Origin of the sequence: Actinomadura sp. 9N407, from assembly GCF_044326315.1 — a bacterium.
Taxonomy (GTDB): Bacteria; Actinomycetota; Actinomycetes; order Streptosporangiales; family Streptosporangiaceae; genus Spirillospora.
On record NZ_JBIRAW010000008.1, the window covers coordinates 1 to 18610 of the forward strand.

General features: G+C 72.4%; 14 protein-coding genes and 1 rRNA gene. 7 read left to right on the forward strand and 8 right to left on the reverse strand.

Annotated features, from left to right (window positions below):
* A 5S ribosomal RNA gene (gene rrf / locus ACH34Q_RS14295) occupies positions 1–83 on the forward strand; the annotation flags it as partial.
* 569 nt (positions 84–652) lie between these two features.
* On the forward strand, positions 653–2509 hold the full coding sequence (locus tag ACH34Q_RS14300) for a peptidoglycan recognition protein (RefSeq protein WP_395983375.1): 1857 nt from the start codon (positions 653–655) through the stop codon (positions 2507–2509).
* A gap of 124 nt (positions 2510–2633) precedes the next feature.
* Here ACH34Q_RS14300 and ACH34Q_RS14305 read toward each other — a convergent pair whose 3' ends face one another.
* The 5 genes from ACH34Q_RS14305 to ACH34Q_RS14325 all read right to left on the reverse strand — a co-directional run bounded on the left by ACH34Q_RS14305 (position 2634) and on the right by ACH34Q_RS14325 (position 9994).
* The gene (locus ACH34Q_RS14305; RefSeq protein ID WP_395983376.1) at positions 2634–3944 is read right to left on the reverse strand and encodes a GDSL-type esterase/lipase family protein; all 1311 of its coding nucleotides are present in this window, start codon (positions 3942–3944) and stop codon (positions 2634–2636) included.
* A gap of 369 nt (positions 3945–4313) precedes the next feature.
* The gene (locus ACH34Q_RS14310) at positions 4314–5966 is read right to left on the reverse strand and encodes a DNA repair helicase XPB (protein WP_395983377.1); all 1653 of its coding nucleotides are present in this window, start codon (positions 5964–5966) and stop codon (positions 4314–4316) included.
* Positions 5967–6147: 181 nt separating this feature from the next.
* A complete protein-coding gene (locus ACH34Q_RS14315; protein WP_395983378.1) occupies positions 6148–6561 on the reverse strand; it encodes a hypothetical protein in 414 nt (137 codons plus the stop codon).
* Positions 6562–6712: 151 nt separating this feature from the next.
* Entirely contained in the window at positions 6713–9145 is a 2433-nt protein-coding gene (locus ACH34Q_RS14320) for a helicase-associated domain-containing protein (protein WP_395983379.1), read from the reverse strand.
* 231 nt (positions 9146–9376) lie between these two features.
* A complete protein-coding gene (locus ACH34Q_RS14325; RefSeq protein ID WP_395983380.1) occupies positions 9377–9994 on the reverse strand; it encodes a TetR/AcrR family transcriptional regulator in 618 nt (205 codons plus the stop codon).
* Between the two features lie 167 nt (positions 9995–10161).
* Here ACH34Q_RS14325 and ACH34Q_RS14330 point away from each other — a divergent pair, with 167 nt between their 5' ends.
* Complete coding sequence (locus tag ACH34Q_RS14330) at positions 10162–10644, forward strand: GNAT family N-acetyltransferase (RefSeq protein ID WP_395983381.1); 483 nt, start codon at positions 10162–10164, stop codon at positions 10642–10644.
* A gap of 40 nt (positions 10645–10684) precedes the next feature.
* On the opposite strand, the gene ACH34Q_RS14335 is transcribed toward ACH34Q_RS14330, so the two are convergent.
* The gene (locus ACH34Q_RS14335; RefSeq protein ID WP_395983382.1) at positions 10685–11107 is read right to left on the reverse strand and encodes a hypothetical protein; all 423 of its coding nucleotides are present in this window, start codon (positions 11105–11107) and stop codon (positions 10685–10687) included.
* 375 nt (positions 11108–11482) lie between these two features.
* Between ACH34Q_RS14335 and ACH34Q_RS14340 the strand changes: the two genes are divergently transcribed.
* Complete coding sequence (locus ACH34Q_RS14340) at positions 11483–12199, forward strand: HAD family hydrolase (RefSeq protein WP_395983383.1); 717 nt, start codon at positions 11483–11485, stop codon at positions 12197–12199.
* Positions 12200–12262: 63 nt separating this feature from the next.
* A complete protein-coding gene (locus ACH34Q_RS14345; protein WP_395983384.1) occupies positions 12263–12658 on the forward strand; it encodes a cold-shock protein in 396 nt (131 codons plus the stop codon).
* Here ACH34Q_RS14345 and ACH34Q_RS14350 read toward each other — a convergent pair.
* The gene (locus tag ACH34Q_RS14350; protein ID WP_395983385.1) at positions 12618–14108 is read right to left on the reverse strand and encodes an MFS transporter; all 1491 of its coding nucleotides are present in this window, start codon (positions 14106–14108) and stop codon (positions 12618–12620) included. The two genes, ACH34Q_RS14345 and ACH34Q_RS14350, sit on opposite strands and share 41 nt — an antisense overlap.
* A gap of 242 nt (positions 14109–14350) precedes the next feature.
* On the opposite strand from ACH34Q_RS14350, the gene ACH34Q_RS14355 reads away from it, so the two are divergent.
* Both ACH34Q_RS14355 and ACH34Q_RS14360 read left to right on the forward strand, forming a co-directional pair.
* Entirely contained in the window at positions 14351–15118 is a 768-nt protein-coding gene (locus tag ACH34Q_RS14355; protein ID WP_395983702.1) for a DUF3027 domain-containing protein, read from the forward strand.
* Positions 15119–15246: 128 nt separating this feature from the next.
* A complete protein-coding gene (locus ACH34Q_RS14360) occupies positions 15247–18261 on the forward strand; it encodes a sacsin N-terminal ATP-binding-like domain-containing protein (RefSeq protein WP_395983703.1) in 3015 nt (1004 codons plus the stop codon).
* A 59-nt stretch (positions 18262–18320) separates the two neighbouring features.
* On the opposite strand, the gene ACH34Q_RS14365 is transcribed toward ACH34Q_RS14360, so the two are convergent.
* Positions 18321–18575 carry a DUF2530 domain-containing protein gene (locus ACH34Q_RS14365; RefSeq protein ID WP_395983386.1) on the reverse strand — a complete coding sequence of 85 codons (255 nt, stop codon included), beginning with the start codon at positions 18573–18575 and terminating at the stop codon, positions 18321–18323.
* Between the last annotated feature and the right edge of the window lie 35 nt (positions 18576–18610).

Genomic DNA, 18610 nt, shown 5'->3' on the forward strand with positions numbered 1-18610 from the left:
CCATCCCGAACCCGGAAGTTAAGCCCTTCAGCGCCGATGGTACTGCATGGGAGACTGTGTGGGAGAGTAGGACACCGCCGGACATATATTAAGGGAAAGGCCCCGCCAGAAATGGCGGGGCCTTTCTTATTCCCCTGGCAGTGGTATTCCTGTAACGTCCTGAGATCTGGTGATTTCGTCATCGGACCGGGTGCGTGAACGGAGAAACATGGACAGGCGCAAGAGGCTTGTCGCGTCCATAACGGTGACCGCCCTGGTCACTGCGGGTGCGGTTACGTACGCGGTCGGTGGCGATTCGTCGGTCGAACCTGCAGCGGCAAAGCCTCCGCCGCCCGGGAAGGTCGTTAATCACGCCCTGCGTGACCTGCCTGGCGCTCCCGCCGGCAAGAAGGTCCTGGGCCTGCCCGCCACCACTACGGCTCCCTTCAGCCTTATCGGCGTGACGTGGGAGAAGCCGCGTTCGGAATTGCGCGGCACGGTCAAATTGCGCTCTCGCGGTGCGAAGTCCGGCGGTTGGTCGGCCTGGCGGTCCATTGAGCCGGAAGCCGTTGATGTCCCGGACTCCCGTGAGGCCTCCGCCGAGCGGCGGCGTGGTGGCACCAGCGGGCTGTGGGTGGGCCCGTCCAACGGGGTCGAGGTCCGGGTGACCGGGATGGGGAAGACGTTGCCCGCCGGCCTCCGGGTCGAGCTGGTCGACCCGGGCACGAGCACCACGACGACGGTCGGAGACTCGTCAGGCCCACGCGCCGCCGGTGAGACCGGTGAGGCGGGCGGGAACGCGCGCTTGGCCGCCGCCGCGGAGCCCATCGCGAGCCCGAGTCCCGGGACCACTCCGGCCGAGACGCCTGGTGCGACCGCGTCCCCAACGGAGTCCACCCCTTCCGCCTCCGCCAGCCCGGCACCGTCCACGAGCGCGCCCGCGTCGCCAGCGCCGTCCACGACGCCCGGCGGGGCGACCGAGAAGCCGCGCCTGAAGATGAGCGCGGTGACCGCACCCAAGCCGGCGATGGTCTCGCGTGCCGGATGGGCCGCGGACGAGTCATTGGTGAAGGCTCCGCCGACGTACGACACGACGGTCAAGGCCGCGTTCGTCCACCACAGCGCGACGGGCAACTCCTACACGTGCGCCGAGGCGCCGTCCGTGGTCCGCTCCGTCTTCCTGTACCACGTGCAGGGCCAGGGCTGGGACGACATCGGCTACAACTTCCTGGTCGACAAGTGCGGCACCGTCTACGAAGGCCGTGCGGGCGGCGCCGACCGTGCGGTGCACGGCGCGCACACCTACGGCTTCAATACCGACACCACCGGCATCACCGTTCTGGGGACGTACACGGCGGCGAACGATGCCAGTACCCCCGGTGTCGCGCCGTCCCAGGCCTCGCTGGACGCCGTCGCGAAGGTCGCGGCATGGAAGCTGGGCCTGTCCGGTGTCGATCCAGCGGCGAAGACCGTCCTGACATCGGCGGCGCCCAACGGGACGGGCGGGAAGTACCCGTACGGCCAGGAGGTCCAGCTCAACACCATCTCCGGGCACCGTGACGGATTCGCCACCGCCTGCCCGGGTGAGCAGCTGTTCGCGAAGCTGGGCGCCATCCGTGCCGCGGCCAAGGAGGTCACCTCGCCCGCGCTCGCCGCCACGGTGACCGGGGCGGAACTCGTCGGTGGCCGCTACTACACCAGGACCACGGCCACCGTGGGGTGGCAGCCGGAGGAGTCGGCGACGTACGAGGTCCTGGTGAACGGGGTCGTGGCGGCCAAGCCGGCGGCCGGAGCCTCCAGCGCCACGCTGACGCTCGCGCAGGGCACCCACGCCGTCAAGCTGCGGGCCACCGTCGGCGGTGCGATCGCGGAGTCTCCGGTTTTCACGGTCGTCGCCGACACGACCAAGCCCGTGTTCAGTACGCCTCCGGAGATGTACTTCAACCGCGGAACCACCGAGCTCGGCAGTGTTCCGATCTTCATCAAGTGGAAGGCCACGGACGCCAGCCCGCTGAAGTCGATCGGGGCCACATCACCGGCGGTCAGGACCTTTCCGCCCAGCACGACGCAGTGGGTCGGCAGGGCCAAGCCCGCGCGGACATGGACCTGGAACCTGAACGCGACGGACATCCTGGGCAACGTCGGGACCGGGTCCGTGTCCCGCAGCGCCTACCTCGTCTCGGAGTTCTCCGCCAAGCGCAGCAGCGGGTGGAAGAAGTCGGGAACGAAGTCGTACCTCGGCGGCGCGGGCCTCTACAGCGGCACGAGGGGCGCCAGCGCGACCTTCACCTGCACCTGCCGCCAGGTGGGGCTGATCTTCAAGACCGCGTCCAACCTCGGCGGCGTGTACGTCTACGTGGACGGCAAGAAGATCGGCCTGCTCAACACCTACTCGGCCAAGACCCTCTACCGGCAGCTGATCTGGAGGAAGGTCTGGTCGGGCAGCGGGAAGCACACCGTCAAGGTCGTGGTGGCCGGGACCTCCGGCCGTCCCCTGATCGGCCTGGACGGCCTCGCCTACGCCCGCTGAAGAACCTCGTCACGCCCCGCTGAGAACCTCGTCCGCGTTCGCTGGGCAAAGGTGACGGACGACAGGAAAAGGCCCCGCCATCGACCTGGCGGGGCCTTTTCCAATCGGTGAACCGGAACAGCGGCTACATCCGGCCCAGCGCGTCGGCGACGGCATCGGCGATGACGTTGAGGCCGGCGTCATTGGGGTGCAGGCCGTCGCCGGCGTTGTATTCAGGGTCTCGCAGATGGCCGTTCTGGTGCGGGTCCGGATCGAGCAGGGCGCGTTCCGGGTCGGCGACGCCGTCGAGCTCGCCGCTCGTTCTGATCCACTGATCGAGCTCGGCGCGGGTGTCCTCGCGAGGCGTCAGGCACCACCCCGGGAATCCCTTGAACGGGGTGACGGGTACTCCGATGACCTTGATATCGCGAGCGTGGGCGGCTCGGACGAGCTTGCGGTACGCGTCGATGAGCTGGGCGGCGCTCACCGGGTCTTCGACGGCCTCACATGGGTTGAAGAACGCGTCGCATCTGGTCGCGAGGATGTCGTTGACGCCGAGCAGGACCACGACGGCGCGTACGCCCGGCCGGTCGAGGGCGTCACGGGTGAAGCGTGCCAGCGCCGCCGGCCCACCGCACGTGGTCGGGCTGAGCATCTTGTTGGCGGCGATGCCGGTGTTGAGGACGCCCATGGGCCGTCCCTCCGCGGCGAGGCGTTCGGCCAGCTGGTCGGGGTAGCGGTTGTCGGCGTCCATGGTCGAGGAGGCGCCGTCCGTGATGGAGTCTCCGAAGGTCACCACCGCACCGCGCTGCCGTCCGCCGGTCACCTCCACTCCGGTCAGGAAGTACCAGGAACGGCTCGTGTCCTGCGCACTCGTGGGGAATGCGCCGCCCTGGTCGAACCGCTGATCGCCGGAGGCCCGGTAAGCGGTGGTCTTGGCGAAGGCGTGGAATGTGGCCGGCCCTGTGGGCTGGGCGAAGTAGAGGGTCACGGTCAGCCGTTCCAGCGGCGCGGACTTCATCGGGACCGCGTCGCTGACCATTTCACGGCCCGGCGCGATATGTGTTGAGGCCGACCGGTGGAATCGCAGGGGGAGCAGCGTGCCGGGACGTACCGAAGCCCCTTCCCCTGCCTTTCCGATGGTCGCACCGGTGATCTTCAGGGGCGTTGTGCCGTACAGGTTGGAAAGGCGGACGCGGAGTCTCGTTCCTCCAGTGGAGACCCGGATGACCTGCCGCACCGACTCTCCGGCGAAGCCTTTCTCCGCCCAGGTCGGCCCCTCGAAGGTCTCGGCGTAGGGCTGCTGGACGGCGGTCGCCCACGCGCCCACCCATCTGGAGTCGGGCGTCCGTTCCGCGGAGGCCGGAGTGACCGTTCCGGCAATGACCGTCCCGGCCAGGAGTGCGACCGCCACGGCCAGGATCGCCGGCGTGCGACCGCTCCTCTTCGTTCTCATGTGATGCCTCCGCGCTCGTCCCTCGTACGGGAAATGAATCACGGGATCTCCCCAGGTCAGGTGCCCCGCGACCGACCGGCCGCGGTTGCCATGCCTGAACAGTAGAAGCCCATCAGGAAGAGAACGTTCCTAATGAAACCCGGACTTGGAAGCGCGCAGAATCTGCGGATCTTGCTCGCGGACGGACCTCAGCCCGCCTGCTCGGCCCGTGCGGACCTCAGGCGTTGCGAGCGCGTCCGAAGGCCGGCCTGGGATCAAAGCCGAAGGCGAGACCCCAGGCTGATCGCGGAGCGATGCCAGCGCTCGCCGCATTCGCGACAAGCGACGAGCGCTAGCGAGGAGCGCGGCTCGCGAAGGCAATGAACGCGGTTAGATCTCTTCGCCGGTGAGGACCGCGTCGGCGTCGACGATGCGGTACGCGTAGCCCTGCTCGGCGAGGAAGCGCTGGCGGTGGGCGGCGTAGTCCTGGTCGAGGGTGTCGCGTGCGACGACGGCGTAGAAGCGGGCTCCCTGGCCTGAGGTCTTCGGACGCAGGAGCCGGCCGAGACGCTGGGCCTCTTCCTGGCGGGAGCCGTACGCGCCGGACACCTGGACGGCGACCGAGGCCTCGGGGAGGTCGATCGAGAAGTTGGCGACCTTGGAGACCACCAGGACGCTGATCTCACCGGTACGGAACGCGTCGTACAGGCGCTCGCGTTCCTTGACCCGGGTCTCGCCCTTGATGACGGGGGCGTCCAGCAGTTCGCCCAGCTCGTCGAGCTGGTCGATGTACTGGCCGATGACGAGGGTCTGCTCGCCGCGGTGCCGGTCGACCAGGGCCTGGACGAGGCGGGTCTTGGTGTCGGTGGTGGCGCAGAAGCGGTAGCGCTCTTCGGGTTCGGCGGTCGCGTAGGCGAGGCGTTCGGAGTCGGTGAGGGTGACGCGGACCTCGACGCAGTCGGCGGGGGCGATCCAGCCCTGGGACTCCATGTCCTTCCAGGGGGCGTCGTACCGCTTGGGGCCGATCAGGGAGAACACGTCGCCCTCGCGGTCGTCCTCGCGGACGAGGGTCGCGGTGAGGCCGAGCCGGCGGCGGGCCTGCAGGTCGGCGGTCATCCGGAAGATCGGCGCGGGCAGCAGGTGGACCTCGTCGTAGATGACCAGGCCCCAGTCGCGGGCGTCGAAGACCTCCAGGTGCGCGTAGGCGCCCTTCCGCCGCGTCGTCATGATCTGGTACGTCGCGATGGTGACCGGCCGGATCTCCTTCTTGCCGCCGGAGTACTCGCCGATCTCGTCCTCGGTGAGGGAGGTCCGCTTGAGGAGTTCCTGCTTCCACTGGTGCGCGGAGACCGTGTTGGTGACCAGGATCAGCGTGGTCGCCCCGGCCTTGGCCATCGCGGCGGCGCCGACGATGGTCTTGCCGGCCCCGCAGGGGAGGACGACCACGCCGGAGCCGCCGTACCAGAACGCGTCGGCGGCGTCCTGCTGGTACGGGCGGAGCGTCCAGCCGTCCTCGGCGAGCTCGATGGCGTGGGCCTCGCCGTCCACGTAGCCGGCCATGTCCTCGGCGGGCCAGCCGATCTTGAGCAGGGCCTGCTTGAGGGCGCCGCGCTCGCTGGGGTGGACGGCGACGGCGTCGTCGCCGATCCGCTCGCCGAGCATGCCCTTGATCTTGCGGGCGCGCAGGACCTCCTCCAGGACCGAGCGGTCGGTGGAGTGCATGACGAGCCCGTGCGTGGGGTCCTTCTCCAGCCGCAGCCGCCCGTACCGCGCCATCGTGTCGGCCACGTCGACCAGCAGGGCGTGCGGGACGGGGTAGCGGGAGAACTTCAGCAGCGTGTCGACGACCTGCTCGGCGTCGTGGCCGGCGGCGCGGGCGTTCCAGAGCGCGAGCGGGGTGACCCGGTACGTGTGGATGTGCTCGGGCGCGCGTTCGAGTTCGGCGAACGGCGCGATCTCCTTGCGGCATTCGTCGGCCAGGACGTGGTCGACCTCCAGCAGCAGGGTCTTGTCGGACTGGACGATCAGCGGTCCGTCGGACACGGCAGGCAGCCCCCATCAGGAGATCGGCGGTGGATGGCCCGTACAGCGGTTCCGGCGCCAGGTGGTGCAGGTTACCCGAGGTGAGGGGATCCGGCGGGACGCCGCTGAGGCGCTCTCCCTACAACGGCGCGGACCGCCGCACTCTTCCCTCGGGATCAGTAACCGGAGTAGTCCCTCGGTATCAGTAACCGGAGTAGTCGTCGGGGGAGTTGACGTCGATCACGATCATCACGGCGACGAACGCGACCTGCAGGACCAGCGCCACGGCGAAGATCGCCCAGCTCCAGATGGTCAGCGTGCGGGCGGACCGGGGATCGGTCTTGCTGCGGCTCATCGCCATGGCGGAGGTCACGATGCCGGGGATCGTGAAGACGTTGCAGCACATCGCGACGGCGACGCTGTTGCAGACCAGCGCGGCGATGGTGGATCCCTGGGTCTGGCCGCCGGTGTTGGGGACGCCGGGCGGCCCGTAGCCGTAGCCCTGCTGCCCGTAGGCCCCTTGCTGCCCGTACTGGCCGGCGGTGTCCCATCCCTGGCCCTGCGCTTGGCCGTACGGGTCGTTCCAGCCGGACGGATCTCCTCCGTACCCGCTCATCGGCCACCTCCACGAAGTGTTCGGAAGCCACCGGGTACCCGACCGGTGTACTGACATTTGACTGAGCAGGCTATCCGTAGGTTCATGCCCGGGTCATACGGAATAGCCACGGTTTCGTCCCGGGGGCTCGGGGTGCTCGGGCCACCGGCGCTCAGGACGGCTTCTCTTCGTCATCGAGCTCGGCGACGCCGGTGATGCGGTGCAGGGCGAACCGCTGGACGGCGGCGCGGGTGGCGTCGTACCCGGTCAGGAAGCCGCCCTCGACCCGTACCGGCTCCACGATGCGGCTGGACGAGCCGCCCTGCTGGTCCAGGTAGCCGATCCAGACCCGGATCCCCTGCTCCACGGCGGCGCGCAGCCGGTCGACCGTGGCGGCGGCGGGGGAACGGGGCGGATCCCCGGCCGGGGCGCCGGCGCGCAGCCGGGCGTGTTCGGCGCCGTGCCGGGCGGCCTCGTCCCCGGCCCGCAGCGCCCGTACCGCCGCGGAGATCATCGAGGCGTCGGCCTGCTCGGTGCCGACCCGGACCCGCATGATTTCGGCGGTCGGCGGCGGATCGGCGCGCAGCACGTCGGGCCTGGTCACGATGATGCCGCCGCCGGGCGCCTCGGCGACGGGGGCCAGGCCCATCGCGCGCAGCGCGGCCAGCAGCTCGGCCCGTTCCAGCCCGGAGGCCAGCACGCTCGGTGCGAGCCGGTGCAGCCGCAGCGCGTCCGAGCGCCGGTCGGCGAGGATCTCGTCGAGCGTCGCGGGCGAGTCGGAGCGGACGTAGGAGGACAGGGCGCCCACCCGCAGATGCCCGTGCCGGCGCGCCACGTCCTCGATCAGGTACGTGAGCGGCTGCGGCAGCGGGGTCGCCGAGTGCCGGGCCAGCAGCTGGGCCAGCTCCCCGGCGGTACGGCCCGCGTCCAGGGCCCGCCGGACGGAGGTGGGCGTGAAGCGGTACACGGTCGCGCCGCCGGTCGACTCGACCTCGGCGGCCAGCGACAGCTCCCGGGCCAGCTCGGTGACCAGCGGACCGGGCGCGATCGCGGTCAGGTCGGCCTGGATGAGGATCCGGTCCACCGGCTCGGGCAGGTACTTCTCCAGGGCCGGCTCGGGATCGCCGCCCTCCAGCAGGTCCCGGGCGTACGGAACCAGCTGCCCGAACCCGGTGATGCCCAGCACCGCCGCCTCCCGCAGCGTCCAGCCGACCAGCCGGTCGCGCAGCGGCCCGGCGCGGCGCGGGTGCAGCCAAGCCAGCCGGGTCGTGATCGCCTCGGCGTCCGCCGCCAAGCCGGGGTCGGCGTCGGCGAGGACCCGCAGGATCGCGGCGCGGGTGGGGGGCGCGCTGGTGCGCACGACCGCCTCGCTGAGCGCGTTGATCAGCCGGTCGCGGTCGTCGCGGCCCCCGGCCAGGCCGGGGGCCCGGTCGGTCTTCAGCCAGCCCCGGGCGAGCTCGGTCCAGCGTCCGGCGGTGTCGCGCATGAGCCACAGGTCGTACGCGGGCGTGGGCAGCCACTCGCCGTCCAGGTCGCCGCTGCGGGTCAGCAGGCCGGCGGCGTAGGCCACCTCGGCCAGCAGCGCCGCGTGCCACTCCTCGACCTCCAGAAGCGTGGCCGTCCCGCGCAGCTCGCGTACCGCCAGGCCGCCGCTGCGCAGTACGGGCGGCGGGTCGGTCCCCCAGCGTTCCAGCAGCTCCTCGGTGAGCCGTACGGCGGTGAACGCCTCACCGGCTGCGGTCCGTACGGCCAGATCATCCGCCGCACCGCTCCGCGAGCCGGAGGCGGAGCCGGAGGCCACGGCGGATCGGCCGGGCGTGAGGGCGCGGCCGGTCAGGGCGGGCGGCTGCGGGCCCACGTTCCGGAAGAGACGGCCTTTGCGCAGGTGGAGGGCCACTTCGCGGGGGAGGGTGACGGTGCGGTCGTCCTCGGCGGCCAGCAGGCCGCGGGCCAGCAGGCGTTCGATGGGAGTCGTGGCGGTGGCCACCCGTACGGGGCGCCTGGCATCGGCCACCCGGCCCACGGGAGGGCCCCAGGCGAGCTGCTCCAGAGCGGTCCTGGCCTCCGGGCCCGCGTCCTCGATCAGGGACTCGGGAGCCGACAGTACGGCGGCGAGGCGTTCCAGGAAGCGGCCGGAGTCGGGGAAGCCGCGCGGCTCCCGGCCGTCCAGGTCGATGATCAGCGTGGTGAGCCGGTCGAGGGGGTAGCCGGCGAAGGCCTCCTGGACGGGCGGGCCCAGACCGGCCGGATGCGGCAGTCCTTGCCGGACGCCGGGGGCGACGTTGTCGGTGTCGTCCCCCCAGACCAGCGCGTACCGGCGGAGCCGTTCGACGGAACGGGCCACCTCGCCGGCGGCCGTCCCCATGGCCTCGGCCAGGGCGCCGGGCGCCAGCGGGCGCGGCAGGACGAGCAGGGCCTCCAGTACGGCCAAGGAGAAGCGGTCGAGCCGGTCCAGGGCACGGGAGACGGTGGCCGGGGTCGAGGCGCGGGCGGCGAGGGCGGTCAGGTCGGCCGGGACCGGGCTGACCAGTTCCGGACGCGCGGACAGCAGCGCGCGCAACGCCTCGTCATCGCGTGCGCGCAGCCAGTCCGCGAACGTTTCCATCCCTCTCCCAACCTCAAGAGCGAGCGCGTGTGTTCCAGCACGCGCACCCATCAGCGTAGGAGTCCGTAGAGGTACCCGATGCGAGGTGGGCTATGAATGCGGGCGGTAACCACTTGAATCCACCTGTATGACCGGCGAACCGGCCGGCAAATCGACCGGCGGCCAACCGGCGAATCGGTCGGTGGCCCACCCCCGAACCGACCGGCGGCCGATCCGGCACGGAGCGCCGGTTCAGGTGGCGGGCGTCCGGTCCAGATGGAGCAGGCCGAGGCCGAGCCGGGCCCAGCCCGCGACGAACCGCTCCTCGTCGATGCGCGAGGGCGGCTCGTACATCGACTCGTTGGCCAGCCAGTAGTTGACCACCGCGCCGCCGAGGATGGCGGCGATCGTCGGCCAGTCCTCGTCGATGCCCTCGAACTCCGGCTGCCGGCCGAGCCACAGGGCGATGCCGTCGTACAGCGGGTTGACGATCCCCTCGCGCATCTCGGCCACCAGGTGCGGGAACTGGTCGAGATCGCGGAACAGCACCCTGATCAGGTCCTGCTCCTCGCGCATCTTGGCCAGGCCGACCTGGCAGGTCATCCGCAGCCGGACCTCCAGTGGCCGGTCCTCGAAGGCGGTGGCGTGCTGGAGCACCTCGCTGACCTGCCGCCGGGTGCGTTCGATGTGCTCGCGGATGGCGGAGGCGAGCACCTCTTCCTTGGAGCGGAAGTGGCGGTACAGGCCCCCGGCGCCGGGCGAGAGCCCGGCGGCGGCCTCGATCTCCGCGACCGAGGTCGCGGCGTAGCCGCGGTCGGCGAACAGCCGAAGCGATTCGCTCACGATCCGCTCGCGTGTGGATGGCGTCATGTGGTGTGTTCCTCCGCAAGAACACTAAGGCATGTTCGGCGGGCCTACCGGGCCGCCGGTCCCGGCACGCCCGAATTCGTGATGCGTCTCGCACCCGGCGGCGGGGGACTAAAGTTCATTCCTCCGCGCCCCTGTCGCCGGAGGGGGCGTCGCCGGAAGGGTCGACGATGTTCGTATCGCCGCATGAGGGGTGCCGTGGCGCCTTCCTGCCGGACAGCTTCGTCGTCCCCACTCTCGTCGCCGGGCCGCGCTTCCGGATCCGCCCCATCACCGTGCACGACGTCGTGAAGGACTACGGCGCCGTGATGGGCAGCCTGGACCGGCTGGCGGGCCGCTTCGGGCCGGAGTGGGGATGGCCGGACCGCGAGTTCACGTTCGAGCAGGCCCTGATCGATGTCGCCTGGCTGCAGAAGGAGGGCCAGCTGCGGCGCTCGTTCAGCTACGTGGTGATCACCCCCGACGAGGAGCGCCAGCTCGGCCGCATCCATGTCGCCCCCTCGGACGCGCCCGGGGCCGACGCCGTCGTGGTGTTCTGGGTACGCGCCGACGAGGAGGACTCCAGCGTGGAGAAGGAGCTGGAGGAGTTCGTCCGGGAGTGGGCCGTGACCGCGTGGCCGTTCGAGACCGTGCGCTTCCCCGGGCGCGACTGAGCGCCCGGGGGCGTCCACCGCGTCCGGGGAAGCGGGCCAGTCAGGCGAGCCGGCGGATCAGTCCCACCACGATCCGGCCGATGATCAGGTAGACCAGCGCGGCCAGCCCGTAGTTCACCGCCACCTCGAGCTTGTGGTCGGCGGGCTGGAACACGTCCCGGAACTGCCAGGCGAGGTCCCCGGCCCAGCCGGCCACCGTCCTGACCAGCTCGTTGGCGGTGTTGGCCTCGAACGCCACGAACACGATGTGCACCGCGAGCACCGCCACGACGACCGTGGTGAGCACGGAGACGATCGTGGCCAGCACGCGGGCCACGCGCTTGCGCGCGTCCGTGGCGAACCGCGGCATCCGGGACGCGCGGTGGTGCGAGGTGCCACCGGGCTCGGTGGTCGTGCCGGTCATGCCGGTCGTGGCGGTCTGCTGCGCGGGCGGCTTGTCGGGGGCTACGCGTTCGTCGGCCATGGCGCCCTCTCTCTCCGGGACGGGCGATGTACGGGGCGTGGTGCGGGGGGCTGGTGCCAGTGTGCTGCTTTGACGCGTCGTGGCGCATTCCATCCTTGTGTTTTCCCTGGTCGCAAGGTTCGTGGCGGCGGGCCCGGGTATATCGGGATCAAGGAACGCAGGTGCCAGGCGGCAGGACATTCCAGTTCTGATCCCACAGCTGGCAGCGAGACCATCGCACAGCGTTCGCGCACAAGACTCCCGCGCTCTCCTACTCGGATCCCGTCGCATCGCCACTACCGGGGGAGCGCGGGTGTGCGTGCGCCCGGGGATCACCGGGCGCCCCTCCCGCTCGCGTGGCAGAACCGCCATACCCTTCCCTTTACCCTGTGGAACGTGCTGGAGCCAGACGCCACGCGATTCGCCGGACCCGGTCCCGAGGGGGCCGGGCGTCCCGCGATCGGATTCGACCTTGATCTGACGCTCGCCGACACCCGGGCGGCGATCAGTGCCGTGTACGCGGCGCTCACCGCCGAGACCGGCGTGCCGATCGACACCGCCGCCGTGGTGACCCGGATCGGGGTACCGCTGGAGATCGAGCTGGCCTACTGGTTCCCCGCCACCGAGGTCCCGGCCATGGTCGAACGCTTCCGCGCGCTGTACGCGGGCATCGCCATCCCCGCGACCGTTCCGATGCCCGGGGCCGCTGCGGCTCTGGCGGCCGTACGCGAGCACGGCGCCCGTGTGGTCGTGGTGTCCGGCAAGAACCAGGTCGACACCGAAGGCACCGTGCGGTTCCTGGGGCTGGCGGTGGACGAGGTCGTGGGCGGACTGTTCGGCTCGGAGAAGGGTGCCGCGCTGCGCCTGCACGGTGTGCGCGCGTACGTCGGCGACCACACCGGCGACGTCGACGCCGCCCGGGCCGCCGCGGTGACGGCCGTGAGCGTGGCCACCGGCCCGTTCGATGCCCAGGCCCTGAGCGCGTACGGAGCGGACGTGGTGCTGCCCGATCTGCTCGCCTTCCCGGAGTGGCTGGAGGGCTTTGCGCTTGATCTTGCGGAGGGGGCCCGTTCCGGTGGATATTCGGGTGCCGCGAAGGCCCCGCGCCGGTAACTTCTGGGCCCCGAGGCACTAATCTTTACCCCAATTCAGGACGAGAGCTAACGAGGTCTCCCCGTGCCCACTGGCAAGGTCAAGTGGTACGACGCCGACAAGGGATTCGGCTTCCTCACCCGTGATGACGGCGGTGAGGTCTTCGTGCACTCCTCGGCGCTGCCCGGCGCGGTGGCGGGCCTCAAGCCGGGGCAGCGCGTGGAGTTCGGCGTGGTCGAGGGGCGGCGCGGGCAGCAGGCGCTGTCGGTGCAGGTCCTGGAGACGCTGCCGTCGGTGGAGAAGTCGGTGGCCAAGGCGCGCCGCAAGAAGCCCGACGAGATGGTCATGATCACCGAGGACCTGATCAAGCTGCTGGACGTGATCTCCAACACCTACCGCCGGGACAAGCATCCGTCCCCCGCCGAGGCCAAGAAGATCGCTACCGTACTGCGCGCGGTCGCCGACGACCTGCATCCCTGATCGGGCCGTCCGGTGGGCCGCCGGGCCGGGGACGGTGGTCCTTCCGGCCCGCGTGGGACGCGCGGGCACGGCGGACCGGCAGGACGACCAGGACCAGCGCCAGCGCCGCCGCGACGGCGGCCATCGCGACCCGGCCGTCCGCGACGATCGACAGGCCGAGGCCGAGCAGCCCGCCGAGCACCCAGACGAGCTGGTGCAGGGTCTCCGAGACCGCGAACGTGGAGGACCGCACCTCCTCGCCGATCTCCCGCTGGACGACCGCGTCCATCGACAGCTTGCCCAGGGACTGGCCGAGACCGGCCGCGGCGGCCACCCCGAGCGCCGTCCACAGCCCGAACAGGATCGCGGCGGCCGCGGCGGCGGCGGTGACGAACGCGAGCGTGCCCAGCACGATCGCGCTGGGCGCCCGCGCCTTCATCCAGGCGCCGAGCGCGGTGCCCGCCAAGCCTCCGGCGCCTGCGGCGGCGGCCAGCAGGGCGAGGGCGACATTGCTGGAGACGGGCTCGAACGGTTCCTCGCGCAGCAGGAACGCGAGATACAGGATCAGGAAGCCCGAGAACGCGCGCAGCGCCGCGTTCGCCTGCATGGCCTCCGCCACCGCGGGACCGAGGCTCGGCAGCGCCCAGCGGCGCCTACGGGCCCGCACAGGCCCTTCCGTGTGTTCTCCGCCCTCTGTGGCGTCCGCGTCCGGCGCCACCTCGGCGTCCGGCCCGATCTCGGCGTCCGCGGGAACGTCGGCGTGACCGGGCAGGCGCATGGTGAACACCGCGCCCGCCAGGAACGTCACCATCGCCAGCCGCAGCACCCAGTCGGCGCCGATGACCGTGGCGAGGCCGGCGCCGATCGGGACGGTGACCGAGGCGGCGATGAGCCCGGCGAACGCCGTCCGCGCGTTCGCCGTCACCAGCGTGATCTCGCCGGGCAGGACCCGGGGCGTCACCGCCGCCCGCAGCACCCCGAACGCCTTGGACAGCACCAGGACGCCGAACGCGGCGGGCAGGAACGTGACCTGATCGCCGTGCAGGACGGCGCCCGCCATCCCCCAGCACAGCAGGCCGCGCGCCGCGAACGTCCCGGCGATCGCGTACCTGCGGGCGTGCCGCATCCGGTCCAGGCCCGGCCCGATCAGCGGCGCGACCAGCGCGAAGGGCGCCATCGTCACCAGGAGGTAGAGCGCCACCTGGCCGCGCGCCTGCTCGACGTCCAGGCCGAAGAACAGCGTCCCGGCCAGCGCCACCGTGACCAGCGCGTCGCCGACCGAGTTCATCGCCGAGGTCTCGATCAGGGTGCCGAGGCCGCTGCGTCCCGCGTCGCCGGCGTGGGTGGCGCGCCGGCTGAATCCGCCCGCGCGGCGGGCGGCCCGGCCGGTGGCGCGGGCGGCCCCGGACGCGCCGCCCGCGACGGTGCGCACGGCTCGGCCGACCGCTTGGGCGCCTGCCCGTACTCCCATCCGGCCGCCTCCCTCCCCCCGCTTTCCAGGGGTACGTTCCCGCGCGCGGCCTTCCCTCACTCGCCCGTTCGCGGGACCTGACGGGCGAAAGCGGCGGGTGGTGTGCACGGCCATGCCGATCCATGGGCGAGAATTGGAGTGTGAGCCCACTCCGTCAGCCCAGCACCGCGCGTTCCACCGCCGCGCAGACCACCACGGGGGGTACCACCACGGGGCCCGCGCGCCGCACCCGTCCCCCCGCCATCGACCCCGCCTGCGCGGGTGCGGTCGACCTGGCCAGGGAGGCGGCAGAGGAGACGGCGAAGCCGCATCCCGTCGGCGAGCACCTCGGCCTGCGGGCCGAGGGAGACCGGGTGGTCACGCACTATTTCGGGTGCCTCGACCCGGGCTACCGGGGCTGGAGCTGGGCGGTCACCGTGGCGCGCGCGTCGCGCGCCAAGCTGGTGACCGTCGACGAGTGCGTGCTGCTCCCCGGCGACGACGCGCTGCTGGCGCCCGAGTGGGTGCCCTGGCTGGAGCGGCTGCGCCCCGGCGACCTCGGCCCCGGCGACCTGCTGCCGACCCCCGCCGACGACGTCCGGCTGGCCCCCGGCTACACCGAGGTCGACGACGCGCTCGACCGCGAGACGAGCTGGGAGCTGGGCCTCGGCCGCCCCCGGGTGCTGTCTCGGGAGGGCCGTTCCGAGACCGCCATGCGCTGGTACGACGGGATCGCCGGCCCGCGCGCGCCGATCGCGACCTCCGCTCCGGCACAGTGCTCCACCTGCGGTTTCTTCGTTCCGCTGGCAGGCGAGCTGCGCCAGGTGTTCGGTGTCTGCGCCAACGAGTACGCGCCCGACGACGGCCGCGCCGTCTCGGCCGACCACGGCTGCGGGGCGCACTCGGAGGCGGTGGTGATCCCGGCCGCGTCCGAGCACGGGCCGCCGGTGATCGACGAGCTCGACTTCGACATCATCCCGCTCGGATCGCTCCGCGACACCGAGGCCGAAGAGGCGCTGGGACACAGCTGATCGCCGACGTGACGAAGATCACGCACACTGATTTCGCCGGTGCCGACGAGCCCGGCGGCGACGACTCCGGCGCCGGCCGGCCCGGTGCCGCCGACCCGTTCGGTGCCGACCCGTTCGGTACGGGGCGGATCCGGGAGCGGGTGCTGCGCGCCTGGGCGGAGTCTCCGGCGCGGTTCCGCGAGGACGCCAACGCCGAGGAGGACCACGCCCTCGGCGGCTACCGCGACCGCGTCGTCATCGAGCTGGCCCAGAACGCCGCCGACGCCGCCGTGCGCGCGGGCGTCCCGGGCCGGCTGCGGCTGTCCCTGACCGAATCCGACGACGACTCTCTCAACGACGGCGTGCCGGTCGTGCTGACCGCCGCCAACACGGGGGCACCGCTCGACGCCGCCGGTGTCGAGGGGCTGTCCACGCTCCGCGCCTCCGCCAAGCGCGACGAGGCGGGCGCGGTCGGGCGGTTCGGTGTCGGGTTCGCGGCCGTCGTGGCCGTCAGCGACGACCCGTCCATCGCCTCGGCCGCCACCGGCGTCCAATGGTCGCTCTCCCGCGCCCGCGAGCTGGTGGCCGGGATCGCGGAGCTGGCCGGAGAGCTGGAGCGCCGCAACGGCCAGGTCCCCCTCCTCCGCCTGCCCTTCGCCACTGCGTCGCCTGAGGACGCCGCCGCGATCCCCGAGGGTTTCGACACCCTCGTACGGCTCCCGCTGCGTGACGAGGCCGCCGCCGCGTCCGTACGGGCCCAGCTCGACCAGGCCGGGCCCGCGCTGCTGCTCGCTCTGCCCGCACTCGAAGCCGTCGAGATCGAGATCGGCGGGACGATCGTCCGGACGCTGACCGCCGAGACGGCCGAGCCCGGTGCCGTGGTGATCGACGGCGTCCGCTGGCGTACGGCCGAGGCGCACGGCCCGACCCCGGTCGAGCTGCTGGCCGACCGGCCCACCGAGGAACGGGCCAGGCCGGGCTGGCAGATCCGCTGGGCCCTTCCCGAGGAAGGGCGCCTTCCCGAGGGTTTGCCCGCCGTCGTGCACGCCCCGACGCCCAGCGACGAGCGGCTCGGCCTGCCCGCGCTGCTGATCGCCTCGTTCCCGCTGGCCCCCGACCGCCGCCACGTCGCCCCGGGGCCGCTCACGGACTTCCTCGTCGAGCGCGCCGCCGATTCCTATGTCGCGCTGCTGCGCGAGCTGCCGGTCTCCCCGCGCCTGCTCGACCTGGTCCCCGGCCCCGTGGCCGCCGGTGAGCTGGACGCGCACATCCGCCGCGCCGTCCTCGCGAGCCTGCCCGACACCCCGCTGCTGCCCCTCGCCGAAGACTCGGACGCGAGAGTCCGGGGGCGCGACGCGGTGGCCGTCGACGGCCCGCCCGCGTTGATCGAGCTGCTCGCCGAAGTCCTGCCCGGGCTCCTGCCGGTGGGCTGGCCCGTACGACACCAGGCACTCAACGCCCTCGGCGTACGGCGCATGGAGCTGGCCGATGTCGTCGACGCGCTCGCCGGCCTGGAACGTCCGCCCGCGTGGTGGCGCCGCCTGTACGAGTCGCTCACCGGCGCCTCCACCGACGCGCTCGGCGCGCTGCCCGTGCCGCTGGCGGGCGGCGACCGGGTCGTACGGGGCCCGCGCGGCCTCCTCATCGCGGCGGATGGCGTCGAGCCGTCCCAGCTGGACGCCTTGGGCCTGCGCTTCGTCCACCCCGAGGCCGTGCATACGCTGCTCCAGCGGCTCGGTGCCGTCGAGGCGGGGCCGCACGAGGTGCTGGCCGATCCGGCCGTGCGCGCCGCCGTCGACGGCTCCTACGACGCCGACGACCCCGACGAGGTCGCGGCGGCCGTGCTCGGCCTGGTCGCGGCGGCCCGGCTCGATCCGGGCGAGCGGCCCTGGCTGGCCGAGCTGGCGCTGCCCGGCGCCGACGGCGAGCTGTACGCCGCCGGTGAGCTGCTGCTGCCCGGCAGCCCGCTGCGCGATCTCATGGCGGAGGACGCGCCGTTCGGGGTCGTCGCCGACGAGGTCGTCGACCGCTGGGGGACCGAGCCGCTGGTGGCGGCCGGTGTCCTGGACGGCTTCGCGCTCGTCCAGGCCGAGGACGTCAACCTGTCGGCCGTGGCCGATGGCGCCGACTCCCTCGATCTCGACGACGAGGACCAGTGGGCCGACGACGTCCTGGCCCGGCTCCCGCAGCAGGAACTGCCGCCGCTGGTGCCGGAGTTCCATGCCGTACGCGACCTGGAGCTGGTCGAGGACTGGGGCGCCGCGCTGCGCCTGCTGGCCGGGTCGCCCTGGCGGGGCGTGATCGTCCAGCCCGCGCACCTGATGCTCGCAGACGGCCGCCGGGTGGCGGTCCCCTCGTACACGGCCTGGTGGCTGGGCGGGCATCCGCTGTTCGACGGCCGCACGCCCGGCGAGTTCCGCCTCGGCAGCGACGACGATCTTCTTTCCGGCCTGTACGACGCCGTACCGTCCGACGCCCCCAAGGACGAGGAGCTGCTCCTCGCCCTCGGCGTCCGGACATCGCTGGCGGCGCTGCTCGCCGAGCCCGGCGGGGCCCATGAGCTGCTGGAACGCCTGGCCGACCCGTCCCGTACGGTCTCCCGCACGCATCTGAGCCGGCTGTGGACGGCGCTCGCCGACACGCCCGCCCTGGACGACGAGGACGCGATGGAGCCGCCCGAGCGCGTGCGCGCGATCGTGGACGGCGAGGTCGAGGTGGCCGACGCCGCCGACGCGCTCGTCCTCGACCGTCCCGACGCGCTGCCGCTGCTGGCAGGGCAGCCGCTGGTCATCGCCTCCGGCGGCCGCGCCGCCCGGCTGGCCGAGCTGCTCGACCTGCCGCTGGTGAGCGAGGAGGTGGCGGGCGCGATCGAGTCGTCAGGGGAGAGCCGCCCGGTGCCCGGTGCCGTACGAGCCGTACTGCCGGACGCCCCCGCGACCTACACGGCGCACGAGGAGCTCATCGTGGACGGCCGTCCCGTGCCCTGGTGGTACGGCGCCGACGGCCGGATCCACGCGGACGGCCCGCCCGGGCTGGCGCGCGGCCTTGCCTGGGCCGCCGACCGCTGGCCGGACCGCCTCCTGGTAGAGGCCCTGCTCCGCGACCCCGAAGCCCAAGCGACCCTGCAAGCCGAATCAGACCTAGCCGCCGACCCTCCCGGTTGACTCGTGGCGTGTTCGCAGTCGCGGGCGGGTGGTGCGGCCAACACGCCACGAGTCAACGGCTAGCTGGAGGTGCGTTCTTCGCGGGCGGCCTCCTGGCGCTGCCGGCCGGCCTGCAGGCGCGGGACGTACCAGACGCCGAACAGGCCGATCACGATGCCGGCCACGCAGACCCACAGCCACCACTGGTGCTGCTCGGAGAGGCCGGCGATCAGCAGGACGATCAGGGCGATCGCCCACCCCACGGTGCCCGCGGCGGCGATCCGGACGTCGTTGGTCGGCAGCGGCGGCGGATCGGGTCGGCGAGCTGGGCTCATCCGCTCAGCGTAGTCGGCGGGGGCGGTGACCAGCG